This window comes from Acidobacteriota bacterium, from assembly GCA_034211275.1.
GTDB lineage: Bacteria > Acidobacteriota > Thermoanaerobaculia > Multivoradales > JAHZIX01 > JAGQSE01.
Window position 1 is genome coordinate 14,739 of record JAXHTF010000049.1, and the last position, 21,213, is coordinate 35,951.

The window sequence follows — 21,213 nt, forward strand, 5'->3', positions numbered from 1 at the left end:
CTGGTCGGGGTCGTCTCCTGGGGCGAGGGGTTGGGAGGGTTGCGGTACTCCAACACGTACCGGCTCCGTTCAACCGACTATACGGCGCCGGTGCTGGAGGCGGATGTCTCGGCCTCGGTCACCGCACCGGGTCCATCGGAGGGCCGAGTCTTCAATACTGGTAGACTCGCCGTTACGTTCGACGACCACTTCGGGCCTCCAGCAACTTCTTCGGGAGATCGCCGACCATGCTTCTCACCGGACCCATCCTGAGCTGTGCCTTGCCCCGTTCATCGACCCTGTGGGCCGTGCTGGCCCTGGCCTCCATGCTCGGTGCCTGCGGGCCGGTGGATCATGCGCCGGACCCGGTCCATCATGGAGAGGACACCCAGTCTTCCGCTGCCCAGTCTTCCGGGGCCGGAGCTCCCGTGGGAGCCGCTGCTGAGGCTCAGCGGCCCACCGAGGTGCCCTGGGCGCGTCAGCCGGCGCCGCCCGAGCTGCCGACGGATCGTCGGCTGCAGGTGGCGTTCCTGGTGGTGGACGGCGTCTACAACATCGAGCTCACCGCACCCTTCGACATCTTTCACCACGTGCGCTTCCACCACGAACCGGGAATGGAGGTCTTCACCGTCTCCCCCGACGGCGAGGCGGTGACCACCTTCGAGGGGCTGCGCATCGGTGCCGACTACTCCTTTGCCGACGCGCCGCCGGCGGACATCCTGGTGGTGCCCAGCGCCGAGCACAGCATGGATAAGGATCTGGAGAACCGGGCCATGATCCAATGGGTCGAAGAGGTGGGCACCGCGGCCTTCTACGTCGTTTCCCTCTGCGACGGTGCCTTCGTCCTCGCCGAGGCGGGGCTGCTGGAGGGCCTCGCCGCGACCACCTTCCCCAGCGATCAAGATCGCTTCGCCGAGATGTTCCCGCAGGTAGACCTGCGCCGCGGCGTGAGCTTCGTCCACCAAGGCCCGGCGGTGACCTCCGAAGGCGGCGCCAAATCCTTCGATCCGGCGATGTACCTGGTGGATCTGCTCTACGGCCAGGAGGTGGCCCAGGGGGTCGGCCGGGGCTTGATCATCCCCTGGCCTCCCACTCCGGAAGAGATGCCGGCGGTGGTCGTCGAGGCCGAGTAGCTCGTCCAAACTCTCACGCGTCAGAACCCTCGCTGTCCAAAACGCAGCATCGCCCGGAGGCCTCGAAGGGCCGTCCGGGCGATGGGGCTCGGTGGGTACCGAGGAGCCTCTGATGCTGGGGCTTCTCGTCCGAAACCTTAGAGCTCGAAGATGAGCTTGGTCATGTCGTGCTGGCCACCGTCGGGGTCCGTGCCGTAGCCCGGGATGGTGTGGGAGGTGAAGCCCAACTCGGTGAGGGTGGTGATGGCCTCGGCTTCCAGGTCGGTGATCAGGAAGCAGGTGAGATGGCGCAGACCGTTGGCGCGGCCGATGTCGATGAAATGGTTGATCAGCAGCATGCCGAGGCCCGCGGAGCGGTATTCCTCATCGATGAGCCACTTGACCCGCCCGACGCGGCGCAGGGGGCCGTGGTCCCGGCGATGGAGGGTGGCGTCGGCGACGATCTTGCCGCCATCGACGGCGAGCAGCGGGAACACCCGGGCATAGTCGAGGTTCATTCCCCACTGCTGTACCAGCCCGCGGTCGTCGATGCGGGCCCAAGCGAAGCGGCGGGAGTCTTCCGGCAGGCGCTGGAAGAATTCGTGAAGGCCGTCGATGTCGTTCTCGGTGAAGGGACGAATGAGCACCCGTCGGCCGTCGCGAAGCGACGCCTCCTGGGGATATCGATTGAGCATGAAACTCCTCCAAGCTAGATCCGCCCCAGTCCACGACAGCCGAATCCATGGCAGCGCAGTCCGTGGCAGGGATGAAGTCTTGTGTTGGATGGCCGGTTCGGAACCGCCAGCCGATGATTATAGAAGGTGACTTTGAGAGCAGTCCTCGCTTGAGAATCAGGCCTCACCGTCGAGTCCGTGTTTATTCGCCAGCCTCTTCGTCCAGGAATCCGTGCTGGCGCATCCACTGGTCGTTGACGAATTTGGTCAGGTAGTTGCGGATGGAGTCGGGGAGGATGGTGAGAACTTTCTTGGCCTCGGGGTGGCGTTTGACCGCCTCGAGCATTCCCCACACCGCGGAGCCGGAGCTACCACCCACCAACAATCCCTCCTCCTGGATCAGCCGACGGGCCATGAGGAAGCTGTCGCGGTCGTTGGAGTAGATCCACTCGTCCACCAGGCTGCGGTCCAGGACGTCGGGAATGAAGTCGTAGCCGATGCCCTCCACCTGGTAGGTCTTGACCTCGTCCCGGCCGCCGAGAATCGATCCCTCCGGATCGACACCCACCACCAGAATGTTGGGATTCTTTTCCTTCAGGTAGCGGGCGACGCCGGTGATGGTGCCGCCGGTGCCGGCGGTCATCACCACCATGTCGAGGGACTCGCCGAAGTCTTCCCAGATCTCCGGCCCGGTGCCGTAGTAGTGGGCGTCGGGATTGTCGGGGTTGCCGTATTGATCCGGGATGCGGGAGTTCTCGATTTCCTCGTTCTTGCGCTGGGCGACCCCCAGCAGGCTGTCGGGATCGTCGTGGCCGGCCTCCGTGGGAGTGCGGATGATGTGCGCTCCCAGGGCCTCCATGACCACCTGCTTTTCCTGGCTCATCTTCTCCGGCATGGTGATGATCAGGGGGTAGCCCTTGACCGCCGCGGCCATGGCCAGGCCGGTGCCGGTGTTGCCGCTGGTGGGCTCGATGAGGGTGGTTTCGCCGGGCTGGATCTCGCCGGACTCCTCGAGCTTCTGGACCATGCGGTAGGCGATGCGATCCTTGGTGGAGCCGCCGGGGTTGAGGAATTCGCATTTGGCGTAGAGCTCGACGCCGGTGTCGGCGCCGACGCGATGGAGCCGAACTACAGGGGTGTTGCCGATGGTCTGGAGGATGTTGTCGTAGATCATTCTCTTCGTCTCGAAGGCTGGTGTCTCGGGGCCGGGCGGGCCGGGGCCAGGTCGCCGACGTGTGGGTCGGATCGTCTTGCCGGACTGGTCGCCCAGCTAGTTGCTCAACTGAGCTCCCGGACGTATCGCAGGCCGCCTTGGGATCCAACCGGCCGGGAACGCGAGCGGATCAGCGGAGGGCGAACTCCGCCGCCGGCCGGAAAGTAGCTTCTAGGAAAACCGCTGTTTGAAAGTCCATGGTTGGACCGTACGGCCCAACCCACTAAGCATATCCCACCGCCGCGGGAATTGCCGAGTCTTCACTCCTGCCGACGAGATCAGGACCCGCCGGTGCGAGGCGGAAGCTCTCGTGGCCTGGAGTGCCTCAGTTTCCGAAGTTGATGGCGCCGGGGTTGCCGCCGGTGCGCGGCGGCGGTGGGTCGCTGAGCAGCCAGTAGGCTCCCACGATCACCGCGCCGACGGCGCCGGTGAGGGCGGCGGGGGTGCGGCCGACGGCGAACCACAGGATGACCACCGCCACCACCACGACGAGGGCCAGGATGCCGGCGATCTTGGTCCGCTGGCTACCCTCTACGCCACCGCTCTTGAGGCAGCAGTTCTTGTACTTCTGGCCGCTGCCGCAGGGGCAGGGGTCGTTGCGTCCGGTTTTCTTCGCCATGATGCGATCCTTGAAATGGGTCGGTTATGCTTCGTTCTCTCGTTTCTCCAAATTCTCTTTAAGCCCCTGGAGCACATCTCCCAGCGCCGCAAACCCGCCGCCGGAGGAGCCGGTGGATGGTGCGCCAGAAGGGCCGGCGTCCTGCCGCGACGGCTGTCGCTGCGCAGGCCGGGATGCCTCGGTCTGGGACTCTTCGCTCTCTCCGGCCTCCTCGATCCCCTCCTCGCCGTTACGGTCGACGGTCAGGGAGAGACGCTTGCGCTCCGGATCCACCGACAGCACTTTGACGTCCAGCTCGTCGCCGACGGTGACCGCTTCCTTGGGATGGGCCAGTCGTCGCCCGCCGCCGAGCTCGCTGATGTGCAGCAGCCCGTCCACTCCCGGCGCCACCTCGACGAAGGCGCCGAAGGGAGCCAGGCGCACCACCCGGCCGCGTAGCCGGCGGTCTTCGGGGAAGCGCTCGGCGACACCGTCCCAGGGATCCGCATCCAGGGCCTTGCGGGAGAGGGAGATGCGCTCGGTGCCGTCTTTGCCCGGCTCGATGCGCAGGATCTCCACCCGCACCGGCTGCCCGACCTCGAGCACCTGCTCGGGATGGGCCACGCGCTGATGGCTGATCTCGCTGACGTGGAGCAGCCCCTCCAGACCTCCGAGGTCGATGAAGGCGCCGTAGTTGGTCAGCGAGGTCACGGTGCCCTCGACGATCTTGCCCACCTCCAGGGTGCGGCGCGTCTCCTCGGCTCGGGCCTTGGCTTCTTCCTCCAGCAGGACTCGGCGGGAGAGTACCACGTTGGGAGTGCGGCCACTGTCCTCGAAGCGGGTGATGCGGAAGGTGAGCTTGCGGCCCAGGTAGGCCTCCGGCTGGTCGACATAGTGGGAGTCGAGCTGGGAGATGGGGCAGAAGGCCCGGAGCCCCGCCGTCTCCACTTCTACGCCGCCTTTGTTGACTCCGGTGACGGTACCTTCCACCGGTACCCGGGCGGCATAGGCTTGCCGCAGCTCTTCCGCTGCCGCGGCGCCGCGGCCAGCCTTGAGGCGCAGCACGGGAGCGCCGGTCTCGCGGTCGAGGGTGACCACCAGCGCTTCGATCTCGTCCCCTACGGCGACGGTGATCTCGCCCTCATCGTCGCGCACCTCGTCGAGGGCCAGGGAGGCCTCGGCTTTGGTGCCGACGTCCACGAAGACATTGTCCTCGCCCACCGCCACGATGGTGCCTTGGACCTTCTCCCCGATCTTGACCTTGCGGTCCCGCCGATCCCCGGTGCCGGCCTCGAATTCCGCCAGCAGGGCGCCAAAATCTTGTTCGTCGTTTGCCTGATCTGCCACGGTGCGTTTCTCCTCGCTATACCCCGGTTGCTTCGGGTTCTCCATTGTTTCATGAATGCCGGCCCGACTCCCGGCGCTGGGGCCGAGGCCCGAGAAAACAAAGAACCGCCCGCCGAGCCAAAGACCCGACGGGCGGTTTTATCGAGTGAAGAGCGCGCGCGGCTAGCCGATCAGGGCAGCGGCGTGGCGTTGGGGGTGGGGTTGGCCTGGATCTGCCAGGTTCCCGCCAGATCCGTGCGCTCGATGGTGCTGCCAGCGGGGGCGTCGCCCACTTCCGGAGCGTTGGCGGAGCCGGTCTCGTCGATGAGACCGCTGCCGTTGGAGCCGCCGTAGACCACCGCATCCACCGGCACCGTGGACGAGGTCACCTGCGACGCCGGCAGGTCGAAGAGGGCCACGCCGTCGGCGGTGGAGCCGCTGTTCTGGAGGTCCGGGCTGAAGTTGAGCACCTGGTCGAAGACCGGGTTGCCGTTGGTGCCGTCGGCGGTGGGGCCGCCGACCACGAAGGTCTGCCCCGCCGCCAGCGTGCCCGAGAGCTGCGCCTGGCCGTAGGTGTAATCCGAGCCGCCCCAGCCGAGGCTGTAATTGGACAGATCCACCGACGACGAGCCGGCGTTGTAGAGCTCCACCCACTCGTAGCTGTCATCCCCGCTGCTGGCGTCGTAGAACACCTCGCTGAGGAGCACCGTGCCCGACGGCGGCGGGGGCGGCGGGCTGCCGCCACCGCTGAAGGAATTGGGCGTGGGTGTCAGCTGGATCTGCCAGGTTCCCGCCAGATCCGTGCGTTCGATGGAGGCGCCACCGGAGGCGTCGCCCACTTCCGGAGCGTTGGCGGAGCCGGTTTCGTCGATGAGGTTGTCCGTGTTCGAGCCACCGTAGACCACCGCGTCGATGGGCACCGTGGTCGGGGTCACCCGCGCCGCCCGGCGGTTGAACAGCGCCACGCCGTCGGCGGTGGATCCGCTGTTCTGCAGGTTCGGGCTGAAGTAGATGGGCAGGTCGATGGTCGGGTTGGCGTTGTCGGCGGTGCTGTCCGGACCGCCCACCACCAGGGTCTCTCCCGAGCCCAGGATGCCCGCCAGCTGCACCACCGTGTTGGTGTAGTCGCCGCCGCCGGCGCCCAGGCTCAAGTCGCCCAGGTCGATGTCGTGATCGCTGGCGTTGTGGATCTCGATCCACTCCAGGCCGCCGTCGGCGCCGCTGGCGTCGTAGAGCACCTCGGTGAGGATCACCTCGCCGACGCCGACGGTGAAGGACGAACCGTTGTTGCGGGTGCCTGGCGAATAGCGGGAGCCGCCGGAGGTGCTGGCGTCGCCGTGCTTGACCATCGGCGCGTTGGTGAGGTCCGGATCCCGGGTCAGGCTTTCATTCTGGCCGCCCTCGCTGCCGTAGGCGACGCTCTGTACCAGGGCGGCGCCGTCATCGTGGAGAGATACCGTGTCGCCGGCGTTGTTGAGGGAGAGGGAACCGGTGCTGGCGGTGAACACCAGCCCGTTGGCCGCCGCGTTGCCGAAGCTGCCGGTGGGAGTGCCGCCGCCGAAGACCACCACCGCTTCCCGCGCTGGCACCACCGTGCCGTTGGCGAAGACGTGGCGCACCTGGATCCCGTCGGAAAGGGTGTAGCCGCTGATGTCCAGATCCTCGAAGCCGGTGTTCACCAGCTCGATGAACTCGTCGTCGGTGGCGTCCCGGCTGCCGTCACCGTTGGCGTCCCCCTGACCCTGGTGGGGGTCGGCGTGGATCTCGTGGATCAGCAGCGCCGGCAGGTTGATCTCGTCGGAGAGGATGTCCGCCTTCTCCCGCGGGATGATCTGGTAGCCGCTGGTGAAGGGATGGAAGGTATCGAATTGCCCGGAGATGCCGATGACGTCGAAGGTCTGGGTCGGCGTCGGGGCGCCGGGGATGTCGGTGTCCCCGTCGATGCGCAGGGTGATGGTGGAGAGGCCGCCATCATCGGTGATGGTGACGTTGCCGCTGCCGATCTCGGGGATCGAGCCGGAGACCACGCTGACGTCGTTGATGCGGATCAGCTTGCCTTCGGTGGCTTCCCCCACCTGGGAGACGGTCACCACCTGCGGCGCCGGCACCGAGCCGGAGCTGACGAAGGTGTGGCCGTAATTGCCGAAGTCCTCGCTTAGATTGAGCTCGGTGGACCCGCCGAACTGCTCCAGCTCGCCGACGAATTCCACCTCATCGCCGCGGTTCAGGGGCAGCAGCTGGCGGTCGAAGAGCTGCAGGCCGCCGGTGCCGTCCTGCACCCAGATCTGCGACACGAAGGTGTTGAACACCCCCGGCTCCACCGTCAGGTTGCCCTGGACGCGGGCGCCGTAATGGCGAGGGATGAGCAGGCCGTCGACGTCGTTGACCCGCAGGGTGGAGATGGAGGTGGTGCCGGAGTAGTAGCCCTGGGCCGCCGACACGGTGGTCTGGGTTCCTGCATCCACCGCCCGCACCCGGAAGCGCACCTGGGTGCCGTCGGTTTGGGCCGGCAGCACGCCGGTGAAGGTGTTGCCGCCGCCGGCGGTCATGGCGATGGGAGCCTGGGCGACGCCGTCCAGCTCATAATCCAGGAAGGCGCTGATGGCGCCCTCGTCCACGATGTCCACGGTCACCGTCACCGACTGGGCCGCGGTAGGCACCTGTGGCGCCCGGGAGACCGCCAGCACCGCCGGCGGGAAGTTCGCCAGCGTGCCCGGCCCGCTGTCCGCCGGCAGCTTCACCGGCCCCAGGGCTCCGCCGTAGAGCTGGTAGCTGTCGCCGTCGGAGATCAGGGTCAGGGTGCCGGGAAGACCGAAGGCCTCGTCCACGTCGTCGGGATCGGCGATGCCGTCCGCCAGCAGATCGTCGGAGCGGGTGTCGCCGGGGTTGCCGGGATTCTGCTGGAAGAAGAGGGGCGTGGCGCCGTTGGTGTCCAGGGTCGAGAGGAAGCGGTTGACCACCTCGGTGTTGGGGTGGCCGAAGTTGTTGGAGGCGGAATTCTGGTTGATGCCCACCTCGGCCTTCAGATTCCCCAGGAAGCTGCCGTTGGAGCTGCTGCGGCTGCCGTGGTGGTTCAAGGTATAGACATCCACGTCCCACGCCAGGGGACCGACGGAGCTCTCCACGTCGGTGACGCCGAAGGTCTCCTCACCGGTGAGATCGCCGCCGATCCACACGTCGAAGTTTCCGAAGCGCACCACCAGCCCCACGGAGGCCGAGTTCTCGAACTGGCCGGAACCGGAGATATCGACGGTGCCGCCGCTGCGCAGGTCACCGTTGGCCACGTAGCACTCCACCGTCACTCCGCCGCCGAGGCTGATATTGGTGAACGGAGTGATGGTGGTGCGGTTGTTGAAGGAGGCGGAGTAGGAGTAGTCGGAGTAGGCGAAGGAGCCCGGCGTCTGACCGAAGGTGCCACGGTCATAGGTGACGATGCTGGGGGAGACCCCGCCGTATTGCAGCACGTGCTCGAGGCGTCCGATGTGGTCCTCGTCATAGTGGCTGGCGACGACATAGTCGAGGCTGGAGACGATGCCGGCGTCCATCAGGTCGTGGATGAAACCCACCACATCGTCGTCGGCGGGGCTGAGCTCGCTGCCGGAATCGATGAGCATGGCGCTGCCGGTGGGGGAGACCACCAGGGTCGAGCTGCCTTGCTCGATGTCGGGGTAGTAGATGCGCAGATACTGCCCCCAAGCGGGGACGGTGAGGCAGCACAGGCTCAGAACGAGCGCCAGGCGCAGGAGCCGGCGGACTGCCGAGGATGGGTACGTGGTCATGGTCAAAGATCCTCCGAGGATTGCGACGTCGGTGGAGCGGGCGGAAAGCCCGCCAGCGAGAGAGCAGATGATGTGGAACCCGGATAAAGCATCGAACGCGAGGCATCATAGCAAGTGATCAATAAATCGGGAGCTTATCCCGGCGACAACCCTGTGGCGATGCCTTCCTCTCCATGTGCGCCGAGGAGGGGGGAGTGGGACCCACTTGTTGGTCTGCTCTCCTTCAGACCGCCGCCGCGACCCTCTCCCGTTCGGTATCCAGCGCCGGTGCCAGGGGGTTGGGGGCGCTGGGGCGAACGGTGGCGGGTTCGCTCCACAGCTCGTCCAGGAGGCTGATCCAGGAGCTGCCGCGGGCGCTGCGCAGGCCGTTCATGGCCAGCTGCAGGCGCTGGTCCGAGTCCTTCATCAGCTCCAGAATCGACGCCGCCAGGGCGCCGGGCTGGTCCAGGTCGACGATGGCGCCGGAGCTCGAGGGACCGACGATCTCTTGGGCGCCGCCCTGGTTGCTCACCACCGCCGCCAGCCCCGAAGCCTGGGCTTCCAGCACCGCGTTACCGAAGGTGTCGGTGGTGCTGGGGAAGACGAAGAGGTCGGCGCTGGCGAAGGCGGTGCCCAGCTCCTCGCCGTGGAGGTAGCCGGTGAAGAGCACTTCCGGCCGGCGGTAGCGGCTGTGGAGCTCGTCCAGGTAGGGGCCGTCCCCCACCAGCACCAGCTGGGCGTCGGGCCGCGACTCCTGAACTTCGAGGAAGGCGCGCATCAGCTGATCGAGATTCTTTTCCTTCGAAATGCGTCCGACGTAGAGCAGCTTGAAGCCCTCTCCCAGGCCGTAGCGCTGCCACAGCTCCGGATCCCGCCGCTGGGGGCTGAAGAGCTCCACGTCCACCCCCCGGGGCAGCAGCCGGAGCTTTTCCCGCGGGAAGCCGTTCTCCTCCAGGCTCTCGACGTAGGCCCGGCTGGGGGCGTAGATGCGGTGCATCTGGTTGTAGAACCACCGCATGTACCTCCAGGTCATCTCCTCCAGCCCGGGGCTCTCGGTGAGGTGGCGCACGTAGAGGGGGAAGTCGGTGTGGTAGATGCCGGTGACCTCGATCCCCAGCAGCCGCGCCGCCAGCACTCCCACCAATCCCAGGGGACCCGGCGTGCTGACCACGATCTCGCCGATCTCCGCCCGCTCGCAGTACTCCACGATTTCCAGGAACGGCGGGAAGGCGAGTTCCTGATCCTCATACTCCGGCAGCGGGAAGGTGCCCACCGGGGCGAAGTTGCGCAGCGGAAAGTCCACCTCCGGCGGCTCCTCCAGGCTGCTGATCACCACCAGGTCCCGATCGCCCGCATTCTGAGAACCTCGCGCTGCTAGCTCCGCACAGGTGCGCACCGTCTTGGCGACGCCGTTGATATCCGTCAACGTGTCGGTGAACCACGCCTTGCGTCCACCTCTGCTTCCCGAGTCTTGGGAGCCCACTCCTTTCTGTCTCAACCCCTTGCGGCGCAACTCCCGCGCCGCCGGGAAGTGCTCCGCCACCGCCCGCACCAGCTTCTCGTCCTTGTGCTGGGTCTGGAAGGAGACCAGGTACGGCGCCAGGCAGAGGGTCACCGGCGCCAGCGACGCGACGCTCTGCAGGGCCTCGGTGAGCTTGCCCTTGCGCAGGTATTTCAGCCCCTTGTGCACCGAGGCATAGCTCAGCTGATGCCCCAGCCGCGCCGCGATGTCGAAGCACCGCCGCTCCACACACCGCCGGTCCACGCCCTCCTCCCCAGGGTTCTCTCCCAACGAAGCCAGGCTCGCCAACGCCTCCGCCACCTCGCGGTCGATCTGCCCCATGGTCTTCTTCCGCGGCCGTAGGAAGGCAGTGGCGGCGCTGCGAATCTTCTCCGCCCGGCTCCACCCGGTGGGCACCTCGCCGTCCAGCAGCTTGGTGAACAGAGCGTCCAGCAGATCGCCTCCCTTCTCCCCGCTGCCGAGGATGGTCTCCCGGTAGTAGCGGTAGGCGATGCTGTGGAAGTTCCGCGCCAGCTGCAGCGTCGACCCGGACCGCCCGCCGTGGGCGTGGCGCCCCTTCCGCAGATGCTCCAAGAACTCCTCGACGGTGGCCGACTCCGGCGTCTCGGTGTAGGCGGAAGCGATGTACAGCCCGCTGTGATCGTCGCTCCCCGCGGTGTAGATCTTCTTCCACGGCTCGTCGTCCTCGGGCTCGATCTTGTGGCGATGGGCCATCTCGTCGATCATCGCCGGCGTCAGATGGTCAAGCACGGTGCGCAGCACCAGGCACGCCCGGGGATCCCGCGTGCCGTTGATGCCTTCGAATCGCTGGAAGAGCAGAATCAGCTTCTCCAGATGCGCCACGGTCAGCCGGTCGTTGACCTGGAAGAGGGCGTGGGCCACGGAGTGGACGATGTTCTCGTAGCGCAGGTAGGCGCTGAGCTCGTAAAGATTCTCCCGCAGCTCGTCGATCATCCGGTGCTGCTCTTCGCTGATCCCCAACACCAGCAAATGGATCTTGGCCCCGTCCTCCGGGAAGCTGGCGGTCACCTCGTTGGAGATGAAGGTCCCCGGCAGATGGGCGATCTCCAACGCCCCCCGAATGCAGTCATGGTCGCTGATGGTGACAAAGTCCATCCCCCGCTCCCGCGCCCGCCGATACACCTCCAGCGGCTCCGTAAACGACTCCGGCGCCCCAATCCGCCGCAAGAACCACTCGCTGGGCCGGTCCGAGTACCGGCTATGCACATGAACATCCGCTCGACTGGCCATGGTCTAACCCCCGTATTTTCAGCATCTTGCCTCAGGTTCCAGCCTGGCCAGCGCACAAACGCCCCAGGCACACCGCGGCGCACCAACACGCCGATCCGTTGGGTCAACAGGATGAGGGAGGGGGGTGGCGGAGAGGGAACGGAGGGGAGTCGGGAGAGTGAAGGGTGAGTGACGGTTGGGAGGCGAAGGCTTGGGGGCTAACCACTGCTGTCCCGAAAACTCACGCTCCGATCTCCAGGGCCAGCTGAGCGCTTCGTAGGTCCGGGGCCTGATCCGGCGGTTTGAGTAGACCTGCGAGGCTTCGACGTTCGAAGAGATTGAGCTGCAGCAGGCGTAGGAGCTGAGAAAGCGACCAGCCCGTAAGGCCCAGGGATTTTAAATAGGCTAAGAGCAAGTAAGCAATGAGGGCGACCCAGATTTAAGACAAGACCGCATTGCGAGATCTACCCAAGAAGCTCTTGATCTTCAGGTTCTGCTTGATCCATTTGAAGGAGAGTTCGATCTGCCAGCGATCCCGGTAAACCTGGGCAATCCTCGAGGCCGCCAGGTCCGGCTCATTGGTCAGGAAAACGTAGTGTGTTCCGGTCTCGGGCTCTCGGTACCCGACTCGCCGCAGCCGGAGGCCGTAACGTTTGGCTTTGGCGCCCTCGAGACGGATGATCTGATCCGAAGTCAGGCCCTTCGCTCGACAGATTCTTTTGAGCTGGATCACCCGGAAGGGAATGCCTCGCTTCATCCGGGTAACGAAGCGGATCCCTTTTGATTCAGTCGGTTGAAGAGCTCGTAGTCGAAGAAACCTCGGTCGAAGACTACGACGCTGCCGGCTGGCAGATCGAGAGTGCGAACCCAGTGAATCTCATGTTGGCGGCTCTCGGTGATGGAGACGAAAGCCGGCAGATGCCCCCCGGTGCTCCAGTCCCACATGGAGTTTGATGGCTCCCTTCTTTGCCTGGTAGATGGCCCAGGGAAAGACCGAAGCGGTCAAGTTGATGATCGAGGCGTCGAGGGAGATGAGCCTCTTCTTGAACCGAAAGCGATGGCCGGGCGCGACCGCCTGCGTACGCGAGAGCAGTTGGTGGAAGATCTCTTCGAAGAGCTTGGCGGGCTGTCGCTCATTGAGCCGGCCAGAGGAGACTTGGCAATCCGGCGGGCTCCAAGATGGTAGAGCTTGCGGGGTTGGGCGTTGAAGTTCGAGACAAGGTCTCGGAGGCTGACGCGCCTTGCAAGCTGCGTGACAATCACAGCCAGGAACTGATTCCAGCGACTGATGGAGCGAAGTTTGCGGCCACGATGATGGCGCTGCGCGGCTGTCTGGAATTCATGACGAGGAAGGAGTTTGAGAAGCTGGGCGAAGACGGTAGAATGATGAGCCAAGGCCTGGTTTCTACCTTTTTTTCAGTGGTTTGGCTTGCACCTCCACTGTAACAAGGGGTCACGGAATCAGGCTTTTCCTTTCTGAGTTTGTGGGACAGCACTGAGGCGAGAGATACCCTCTGATGAGGCCTCTAACCAGGCGCTCGCGTCCGATGAGCGAGCGCCTGCGCACGAGGTTCCTTAATCTACTGTTCACTATGGGCCGGACCGGAGCCTATTTGGCGACGGGGCAGAGGGGATCTGGGGAAATCATGCTCACTAGGCGTTGTCTTGATGAATGCTCTAAGAATATCTATAGCAAATGCTTGCAGTAAGCGCAGAGCGAGCACTCTTCTGGGATCGCCTTGGCGGGCTACTGTTGGTTAGAGAGCCGTACCTTCTAGAGTCTTTGTTCGACCGCTACGACACCTCTTCCATGTATGAGCCCTTGGTGAAAGCGCCTTCGAGCTCGCTGATCTCGTCTACGGTCAAGATCTCCTTTGCGCGTTCTCCTGTTCGAGATCTACCTTGAATGTCGTCTAGTAAAGGTTCCAATCTTTCTTTCTCGAGCTTCTCGAATCGGGATATCTCGGCGAGTCCTCTTCCGACAATTTCGCGATTAAACCTCTTGACGAATATCCCGTCATTCTTCTGAAGGCCCCATATCTCAGACTCTCCAGCATTGCGAAACATTTCGTCGAAGTGCTTCCGTATTCTATTTACAGTTGGTTCTAGGTTGATAGACCCGACGCCAGGGACTTCGATCGGTTCTGATCGAATCTGGAGTCCAATAGGCAGCGCTCTCGCGAGGAACTCACGATCATCAAATCCAATGGGTGTTGCGATCAAAGCCTTGAGCTCTTCGAACACTACCAGGGCGGGGAATACGTCTTCAGATGGGTAAACAATTTCGAAGGTCACTTGTGCTGGAAGAGAGATGTGATCTGTCTCGTGAAGCTCTTTTAGCCAGCTCAATAGATGCAATGCTAGTACCTTCGCGCAGAACTGATCATGAATCTCTTTGCAGCCAATTATGAGAAATCTGCTGAAAACCTGAAAGCGATGGCCGCGCGCTCTGAAAAATTCCTGGAGATGCCTAATGAATTGATATGAGGAAGTTTCTGTCCCGACTACTCCGCGACCCGTGCCCATGAATCGAATTGTGCTGATTCTGGATTCCTTGAGCCTGTCATCTTCGAAAAAGTTCGTGAGCATCCCGCCTCCGCTTTCACCAAAGGAGAAAATTCCCCGCTGCACCATCGCAATCCCAGTCAGATATTTTTCCATTAGACTGAGATAGTCTTTCATCTGGTCAATGATTGCCACCTCGAGGGGTAAACTTTCGTTATCGCCTCCTTTCTTGTAAAACGACGGGATGATCTTGCTTGTGAGTTCATTGTTGGCATCGTCGAGGTTCTTGGAGGTGATGCCGAGTTTATCGATAAAGCTGTAGGCTTGCTCGCCAATATGAGCGCGAAGCAGATAGATAGCCAAGAGCAGTAGCACGGCCTGTGCTGTGCCAATTAGGAGGACCATCCAGTACGACTTAGTCATTAGCATTCCGGCTTGGATCTCTTTCCAAACCTCGGCCGATAGCCACAGGCTCAATAGTACTAAAAATGATAGGCCGGCAATTCCAGCCAAGAGAACTATCAACTCTCGCGTTTGTAATTTTGTTTCTTGAAGCTTGGTCATCTCTTGATTCTCCCGCGATACTTCGATTCCAGGGCGTCATCGGAGGTTGCTGGCAATGTGATTAGGGCGGCTTGCTGTCGTTATGATTGTTCCCACGGCATTAACTTCTCAATGCTCGATGAGAATAAAACATTCAATGCTAAACCGAAGGCAGCTAATACAAGAAGTCCCGCGTACATCTCGACGAAGCGAAAGCTTCTTTCTGCATCAAGGATGTAGAAGCCTATGCCTTTGTTGCCAACGATCATCTCTGCTGCCACGGAAACAATCACGGAGATTGATAGGGCGATCTTCGCGCCCGAGACTATAAAGGGGAGCGAGGCCATGAGAACAACACTGCGCATTAGCTTTAGGTATGGCAAGGAGAGCAGGCTTGCGGCATCTAGTATCTCCTGTTCGATATTTCTCACCCCTGAGCAAGTATTGACGAGGATTGGCCAGACGCATGCGAACGTCACTACCGCCACCTTCATCTTGTCGAAGATGCCTAGGAAGAGTATTGCTACTGGAACAATAGCTATTGGGGGCATTGGTCGCAGAAACTCGACTAAGGGGTTGATGAGCTTGAATAGGAATCTATGGAATCCCATCGCCAGGCCTGCCGGGACGGAGATGAGGAGGGCGATCAAAAAGCCTAGTAGGGCTCGAGCAAGGGTGCGGAAGATGTGGGGTAGAATTTCTAGTATGCCACCCTCTGCCACCAGGAAGTTCGCAACTTCAGTGAATGGAGGGAGGTAAACTGACGGCTCGACGATCTCGCTTCTGGCAAATACCTCCCATCCACCAATCAACGCAAGGAAAATTCCTGCCCATCCCTTTCTTGCGGCGAGCCTAGCAAGGCTTTGCCTCATTTCAGCCTCTCCAGCGCGTCGAGTATCTGATGCCTATATTGATCAAAATCATCTGATTTCTTGGTAGAGTGCTGGCGAGGTCGAGGCAGTTGGATTTGAATGTCAGCTGCTAGAGATCCGGGTGGTCCTTTCATTACTAATAAGCGGTCAGCCATGTAAATAGCTTCTTCGGGGTCATGTGTTACAAAGAGTACCGTCATCCTCGGTTCTGAGCGTCGCCAAATATCTAAAAGTTCATCTTCGAGGCGCGACTTAGTGATCGCGTCAAGTGCGCCGTATGGCTCATCCATGAGGAGTACTTGTGGTTTCCTGGCGAGGGCTCGCGCGACGGCTGCTCTTTGCTGCATGCCGCCTGAGAGTTCTCTTGGGTACCGGGCCCAGTCTTTGTGGAGTCCTACCGTCTCTAGAGCTTGCTTGACACGTCGTTCGATAGCTGCAGAGTTTAGATTGAGGTATTCTAAGCCTATCGCGATGTTTTCTTTGACCGTGAGCCAGGGGAATAGAGAGGCGGAATAGTTCTGGGGTACAAGCATTATTGATGGGCTTGGTCCATCAACCGAAGTATTGTCCCAGGAGATTCTGCCGGCCGACGGCTTGGTTAATCCAGAAATCGAACGCAACAATGTGGTTTTTCCGCACCCGGATACCCCGATGAGGGTTACAAAGCTGCCGCGCTCGACACGAAGATCAATTGGCCCTAGGGCAGTAAATCGCTCGAATTGCGAAGTGCTTTCGTCACTGAAACTCTTGCAGACCCCTTTCAGTTCGAGCACGCACCGCCTCCAGCTATCCTTCCTGCTGCCATCTGACGCCCTTATTTGCAGTGAGTACTATACTGGTAGAGTTCAGATTTGACCTTCCGGGAAGACCTCTTCTAAGTTTGGCTGCGAGTCGATGAATCCGAGGCGAAGGAGTAGGCTAGAAGTTATTTGCAGTTGTTCCTTTGAGAGTCGATTTCCAAAGTTTGGGAATCGCATTTTCGATGCTACCTCAGGCTTGATCTTTGTGTAGACTGTTACAAGTCGCTTGACTTCTTCTCTATTGCCTTCTGCCCATTCGGTGGCACTTTGGAACGCTAGTCTGATTCCTTCGGCTAGATGCTTGTTTTGTTGATACCATCTTGAGGTTGAGACGTAGGTTGTCATTTCGAAGTCGGGTTGTACTTCGACTATGTGATAGGATAAGATGCGAATGCTGCCACGCTCTTCAGCGATCGTGAGAAAAGGCTCGATCATGGACGCTGCATCAACTTGTTCTGCTGCGAGGGCCTGTTCCATTTGAGGAAACGGAACTTCGATGTAGCTGATCGCGTCTTTTTTAATTCCATAAGCTTCGAGGAGGGCAATAGTGAAGACATGGTCGATACTTCTATAGGTGTTCGTCGCCACAACTTTGCCTTCTAGCTCAGTAATCTCCTCGATCTCTGAATCTGTCGGCACCACTAGGGCCTGGTAGGGCTCGCGCGAGGTCTGTATCGATCCACCTGCAAGTGTCACTAGATTAATCCCCCGCGACTTTGCCTGAATTAATGGGACTGTACCTGTGAAGCCGATGTCGATATCTCCTGTGCCTAGAGCTTCAAGGATCTTTGCACCTCCAGAGAAGGAGATAAGTTCAGGGGTGATTCCAGCCGCAGAAAAGAACCCTTGCGCATCGGCCACATAGAGTTGTGCTGTATCCGCAATTGGAATATAGCCAATCTTGACTCTTTGGATAGCTTGGCGCTCATCTCTGGACTGTTTAAGGAAAGTCAGGCCAGTTACGATCATGGTCATTGCTATGATGAGAACTATTAAACCAACAATATTATTGCGCTTCATTTTCTTGCTCCGGTTTGAGTTGCGGGAGGGCCGGTCTTGGTTTGGTCTAGGGCTTTGATTAAAGTAGTTGCCTTCTTTGGGGCTCTAATCCGAGATGGGTAGGTTCCCTCGCCTTCAGGTGAAGCTTTGAGGAGGTTTGGGGTATCTACTTTAGAAGCTTGCCCAACTCCCGTATGCGGGTTTTGGGCAAGCTTCTAGACGGTTAATCTTCCGCCCTGCTCAGATCTCTAGAGGTCCGGAGTCAGCTCCGGTCGCCGGTCATCGAAAGCGAGGTCCCCTGCTAGTCGCGGCTTGCCTTGGAGCCTCTCTAGTATGGTTTCCGCTGCTGGCCGATCGGAGGACAAGAAGATTTGGCGACCTATCCGCTGATCATATGCAGGGCCAGCTATGTGGTCGTTGGCAGGCTAGTAGTGGTGAGCTTGTCGCAGTGCTCACTGCGCCTCCGCCATCCAAGGACCTTCGGCAGTCGTCAGAAACAAGCTGATGGCTTGCGTCAGCGGCTTTAGAGGGTAGGATCTTCCGAGGAGTTGGAAGACCGCGGGGGCAAGGAGGCTGACAGCCGAATCGAATTGTGGATAAGGCGCAGGTCGTTGGCGGGTTAGTCGGGACTCGAGCCCAGAGCTCCAACTAATCGGCAGCGGCTGGCAGTCTTTGCCACGCAGCTGCTGGAGGCGCTGGAATGTCGCCTCATCCACCGGAGAGTCCCCACACCCCAACTCTCACTCCACGGCGAAGACTAGGCGGAGCCGATACACACGGGGCCGATTAATTGGGTTTGTCCTCTGGCGCCGTCTGGATCCAATGCCGCTTTGAATAGCTGATCTTCTGAGCAGCTATTCGAATCAAGCTCTACCGATCCCCCCGCCCCCCCGTCTTCTTGTCCGCATGCTTCCCATGGGTCGACCCGTGGACCTTCTGGTCGTCGCCGTGGCCGGTGGCCCAGGGTTCCTGGGTGTCGAAGATCTCTAGGTCGCCGGCTTTGACCAGGGCGACGATGGGGGGGTGGTCGGCGGCGTTGGTGGCGATTTGGCCTTCCTGGAGGGGGTTGAGGTGGAGCTTCTTGCCGCGGGGGAGGTTGACGGTGAGGGGGCGGCGGGTGGTATTGCGAACGGTTTTCATGCGCTGGAATCTCCTGGGTTGACGGTTGGGACAGGGGTGATTCTAGCTCAAGGCGAGGAATCGGGGGGCGTGGGGTCCGGGGCGGAGCGCAGCTGGAAGGCTCGGCACTGCTCCTGGGCCTTCCGGGCCTGAGCGCTCTGGTGGGCCCGGGGACGGTTGGGCCAGAGAGTGGGGCGCGCGCCTTGGGCCTTGTGGGCGCCGGTGGAGGGTTGTTGGCCGTTGATGCAGTCGGGGGTGAGGGAGCAGGGCTCGCCGTCGGGGCCCACGCCGCCCTTGCCGGGGCGGCATTGGGCCTGGATGTAGGCGGCCAGGTCGCTGGCCTCGCGGTCGGTGAGCAGGCCGCCGCTGGTGAGGGGCATATTCCAGCGCAGGAATTGGGTCAGATCCGCCGGGCGGTTGAAGCCGGCGCAGGCGTTGAAGGAGTCGGGGCCCCAGAGAGCCGGGCGGAAATACGTGTCGCTCTCATAGCGGCCCTGGCCCTGGGCGTCGTGGCAGAACGAGCACTTTTGCACATAGGCCCGGAGGCCGCGGTCGACATCGCCAGCGGTGACCCGGGCTGGGGGGAAGCCGCGGCAGGGAGTGCGGTGGGGCCAGCGGCGGTGGAAGCTGTCGGTGAGCCACTGCATGTAGGTGATGAGGCCGCGCATGATGGGGTTCTGGGCGCAGGCCTCGGGGCCGCTCTCCGTCGAGCACAAGGCGTGGCCGTTCATGCTGCGCTCGAAGCAGCCGTTGATGCGGTCCTGGAGCTGCGTCGTCTCGGGATACTCATAGACTTTCCACATATCCACCCACCACGCCGCATCGCGGTTGCCGCCGCCGTCCAGATGGCAGCTGGTGCAGTGGAGCTTGGCGCCGACATAGCGGGGGCCGGCGAGCTCGTAGGTCTCGGTGGCGTAGCGGTAGCCGGTGAGGATCTCGGGCCAGTGAGCGCGCTCCCAGGGGGATTCGGGGGCCCGGGGCGGGGGCAGGATGGAGTCGCTGCAGGACTCCGAAGCCCCCACCAGCTGGCACAGCGCCCCCGGCGGCCGGGGCCGGGCGTTGTTGAGGGTGAAGCTGAAGTCACCGGAGACGAAACGGCGGGGGTTGAGGGTGCGGGACATGGCGTGGCACCCCATGCAGCTGGAGGTTTGCTGAGCAAAGGTCTCCATGGTGGTGTTGCCGAGGAGCGCCGGGACGGCGTTGAACTCGACCCGGGCGTCGTCGCGGGCGGGGAGGCCGTCGCGGGCTCTTGCATGGGCTGGTTGGGGAGCGAGGGGAGCCGTACTGGAGGCATCTCCCGGAGGCACCGGCCATTGGGCTCCCACCAACTCGTAGTATTGCAACGGGGAATCCAGCTCCGCCAGGGTCTTCTGCACATCGGCGTTGAGCTGCTGCACATTGTCCACCGCCTGGCGGGGACGGTCGCAGTTCGGATCCTGGTTGGGAATGGGGATGACCCGTCGCACTTGAGTCGGAAGATCGAGGGCGGTCTGGCGGTTGGGCGGGCAGAGGTGCGGCGGACAGGTGGGGTCGTTCAGCGGCCGGACTTTTCCATCGGAGGCACCGTGGGTGGAGACCACATTGTCCACCTGCTCGAAGGTGGACCAGATCCACTGCGGCGCGCTGGCGGTCTTGGTCATGACGTGGAAGCCGGCGAGGCCCATGGTGCGCAGGCTACAGTCCTGGGGCTGGCCGTCCTCGCCATCGTCGCAGACGCAGGCCTCGGCGGTGTGGAAGAAGGGCGCTTCGTCGGGATCGATGCGGCGCCAGGCGGCTTTGACCAGCTGGCTGCCAACGGGGAACTCGATGCTCTCCGCCTTGCCCTGCTCGATGCCGTTGTAGAGCGCCAGGCCGCTGTAGAGCGGGGACTCGGGGTCGGCGATGTACTCGAAGAGAGGGCGGTTGAGGCGGATCTCGTAGCGCACGAGGTGGCCGGATGGGTCCTTGAGGGTGGGAGGCAAGGTGCCGTCGGCGGCTACCGCCTGAAGGGCCTCGTCGAGGAGGTCGTTGACCTTGGAGGAGCGCTGCAGCAGCTTGGGAGGAACTTCCCCGGTGGCGGAGGCGGACCGGCATCCTGCCGGCACCGGCTGCGGTGCGTTCCAGGGGGCCGGCGCGCTGCCGTCGGGGAGATAGACCTCGTAGGCCTCCTTCCAGGTCTCCCACACTCGCGGGCCGGCCTGGCTGAACGGAGCCCGGCGGTCGGGCTCCCCCCGGACCGAACCCGCCGGCCAGGAGAGAGCGAGAAAACCCTGCCAGGCGAAGAGGTCGACGGCGCGCTGGACGACGTTGTAGTTGCTTTGCTCCAACGCTCCCTCGACATCCGCCCACGCCTCGCAGGCGACCTCCGGCGGCGTCAGCGGGGCGCAGGATGCTCCGGTGAGCTGCACCGGGACCGGATGGGCACAGGTGGCGGTCGTCCGCTGCTCGGCGACGGCTCTAGGAGCCACCAGCGCCGCGATCAGCAGGCCAAGAATGAGAACGAAGCCAAGGCGTCTCGAAAGCGAGGTCTGGACGGGCGCACGGCGCATGGCGGACACCTCCGCGGGGAGTGGGCGATTCTACGGTCGGTCGGGCGCCGTTGTGCGGTCGGGCGCTGCCGCGGGGCCCCGCGAGGCCCCGCGAGGGGTTGAAACCCCTCGCTAGTGTATAGCGGCCTCCTGTCGGAGGGCGCCGGGTCGTTGGGGGTGGTTGGGTGTTGGTGAATCTTTGAGTGGGGGGTTGGGCTGAGCGCTTCCGGGGTGGGTGGGGGTGTCGTCCCGTCAGGGCCGAGATGAAGTAGCGAGGGGTTTGAACCCCTCGCGGGGGTGGGGTCGTGGGTTCAGGGGGTTGGGCTTGCGCGGTCGTGATCCGTCGCGCGCTGCCCGCGTGGCCCCGCGAGGGATTGAAATCCCTCGATAGTGTATAGCGGCCCCCTGTCGGGGGGCGCCGGGCCGCCGGGGGTGGTTGGGCGTTGGAGAGTTTCT

The 21,213-nt window shown here is 62.6% G+C and carries 13 protein-coding genes and 1 pseudogene; 1 reads left to right on the forward strand and 13 read right to left on the reverse strand.

What is annotated here, in order from left to right; all coding sequences use genetic code 11:
• Positions 1–227 precede the first annotated feature (227 nt).
• Positions 228–1,112 (forward strand): DJ-1/PfpI family protein, encoded by an 885-nt coding sequence (locus tag SX243_10360; protein ID MDY7093360.1) that lies wholly within the window; start codon positions 228–230, stop codon positions 1,110–1,112.
• Positions 1,113–1,249: 137 nt separating this feature from the next.
• Here SX243_10360 and SX243_10365 read toward each other — a convergent pair whose 3' ends face one another.
• From SX243_10365 to SX243_10425, 13 genes and pseudogenes are all read right to left on the reverse strand, one after another.
• Positions 1,250–1,786, reverse strand: coding sequence for a GNAT family N-acetyltransferase (locus SX243_10365; GenBank protein ID MDY7093361.1), 537 nt, complete (start codon positions 1,784–1,786; stop codon positions 1,250–1,252).
• Between the two features lie 181 nt (positions 1,787–1,967).
• Positions 1,968–2,939, reverse strand: a complete 972-nt coding sequence (locus SX243_10370) for a pyridoxal-phosphate dependent enzyme (GenBank protein MDY7093362.1) — start codon at positions 2,937–2,939, stop codon at positions 1,968–1,970.
• A gap of 364 nt (positions 2,940–3,303) precedes the next feature.
• Positions 3,304–3,597, reverse strand: a complete 294-nt coding sequence (locus tag SX243_10375; GenBank protein MDY7093363.1) for an SEC-C metal-binding domain-containing protein — start codon at positions 3,595–3,597, stop codon at positions 3,304–3,306.
• Positions 3,598–3,621: 24 nt separating this feature from the next.
• Positions 3,622–4,923 carry a S1 RNA-binding domain-containing protein gene (locus SX243_10380; protein MDY7093364.1) on the reverse strand — a complete coding sequence of 434 codons (1,302 nt, stop codon included), beginning with the start codon at positions 4,921–4,923 and terminating at the stop codon, positions 3,622–3,624.
• Positions 4,924–5,093: 170 nt separating this feature from the next.
• Positions 5,094–8,681, reverse strand: a complete 3,588-nt coding sequence (locus tag SX243_10385) for a lamin tail domain-containing protein (GenBank protein MDY7093365.1) — start codon at positions 8,679–8,681, stop codon at positions 5,094–5,096.
• Positions 8,682–8,904: 223 nt separating this feature from the next.
• Positions 8,905–11,409: a glycosyltransferase gene (locus tag SX243_10390; protein MDY7093366.1), complete on the reverse strand. Its 2,505-nt coding sequence runs from the start codon at positions 11,407–11,409 to the stop codon at positions 8,905–8,907.
• Positions 11,410–11,653: 244 nt separating this feature from the next.
• Positions 11,654–12,807, reverse strand: a pseudogene (locus tag SX243_10395) (IS4 family transposase).
• Positions 12,808–13,206: 399 nt separating this feature from the next.
• Positions 13,207–14,481, reverse strand: coding sequence for a hypothetical protein (locus SX243_10400; protein ID MDY7093367.1), 1,275 nt, complete (start codon positions 14,479–14,481; stop codon positions 13,207–13,209).
• 80 nt (positions 14,482–14,561) lie between these two features.
• Positions 14,562–15,332 (reverse strand): ABC transporter permease, encoded by a 771-nt coding sequence (locus tag SX243_10405; GenBank protein MDY7093368.1) that lies wholly within the window; start codon positions 15,330–15,332, stop codon positions 14,562–14,564.
• A complete protein-coding gene (locus SX243_10410; protein MDY7093369.1) occupies positions 15,329–16,105 on the reverse strand; it encodes an ABC transporter ATP-binding protein in 777 nt (258 codons plus the stop codon). Before SX243_10410 ends, SX243_10405 begins: the two co-directional genes overlap by 4 nt.
• 72 nt (positions 16,106–16,177) lie before the next feature.
• Entirely contained in the window at positions 16,178–17,152 is a 975-nt protein-coding gene (locus SX243_10415; protein ID MDY7093370.1) for an ABC transporter substrate-binding protein, read from the reverse strand.
• A gap of 849 nt (positions 17,153–18,001) precedes the next feature.
• Positions 18,002–18,271: a hypothetical protein gene (locus SX243_10420; protein MDY7093371.1), complete on the reverse strand. Its 270-nt coding sequence runs from the start codon at positions 18,269–18,271 to the stop codon at positions 18,002–18,004.
• A gap of 47 nt (positions 18,272–18,318) precedes the next feature.
• Positions 18,319–20,778, reverse strand: coding sequence for a cytochrome c (locus SX243_10425; protein ID MDY7093372.1), 2,460 nt, complete (start codon positions 20,776–20,778; stop codon positions 18,319–18,321).
• Positions 20,779–21,213 lie beyond the last annotated feature (435 nt).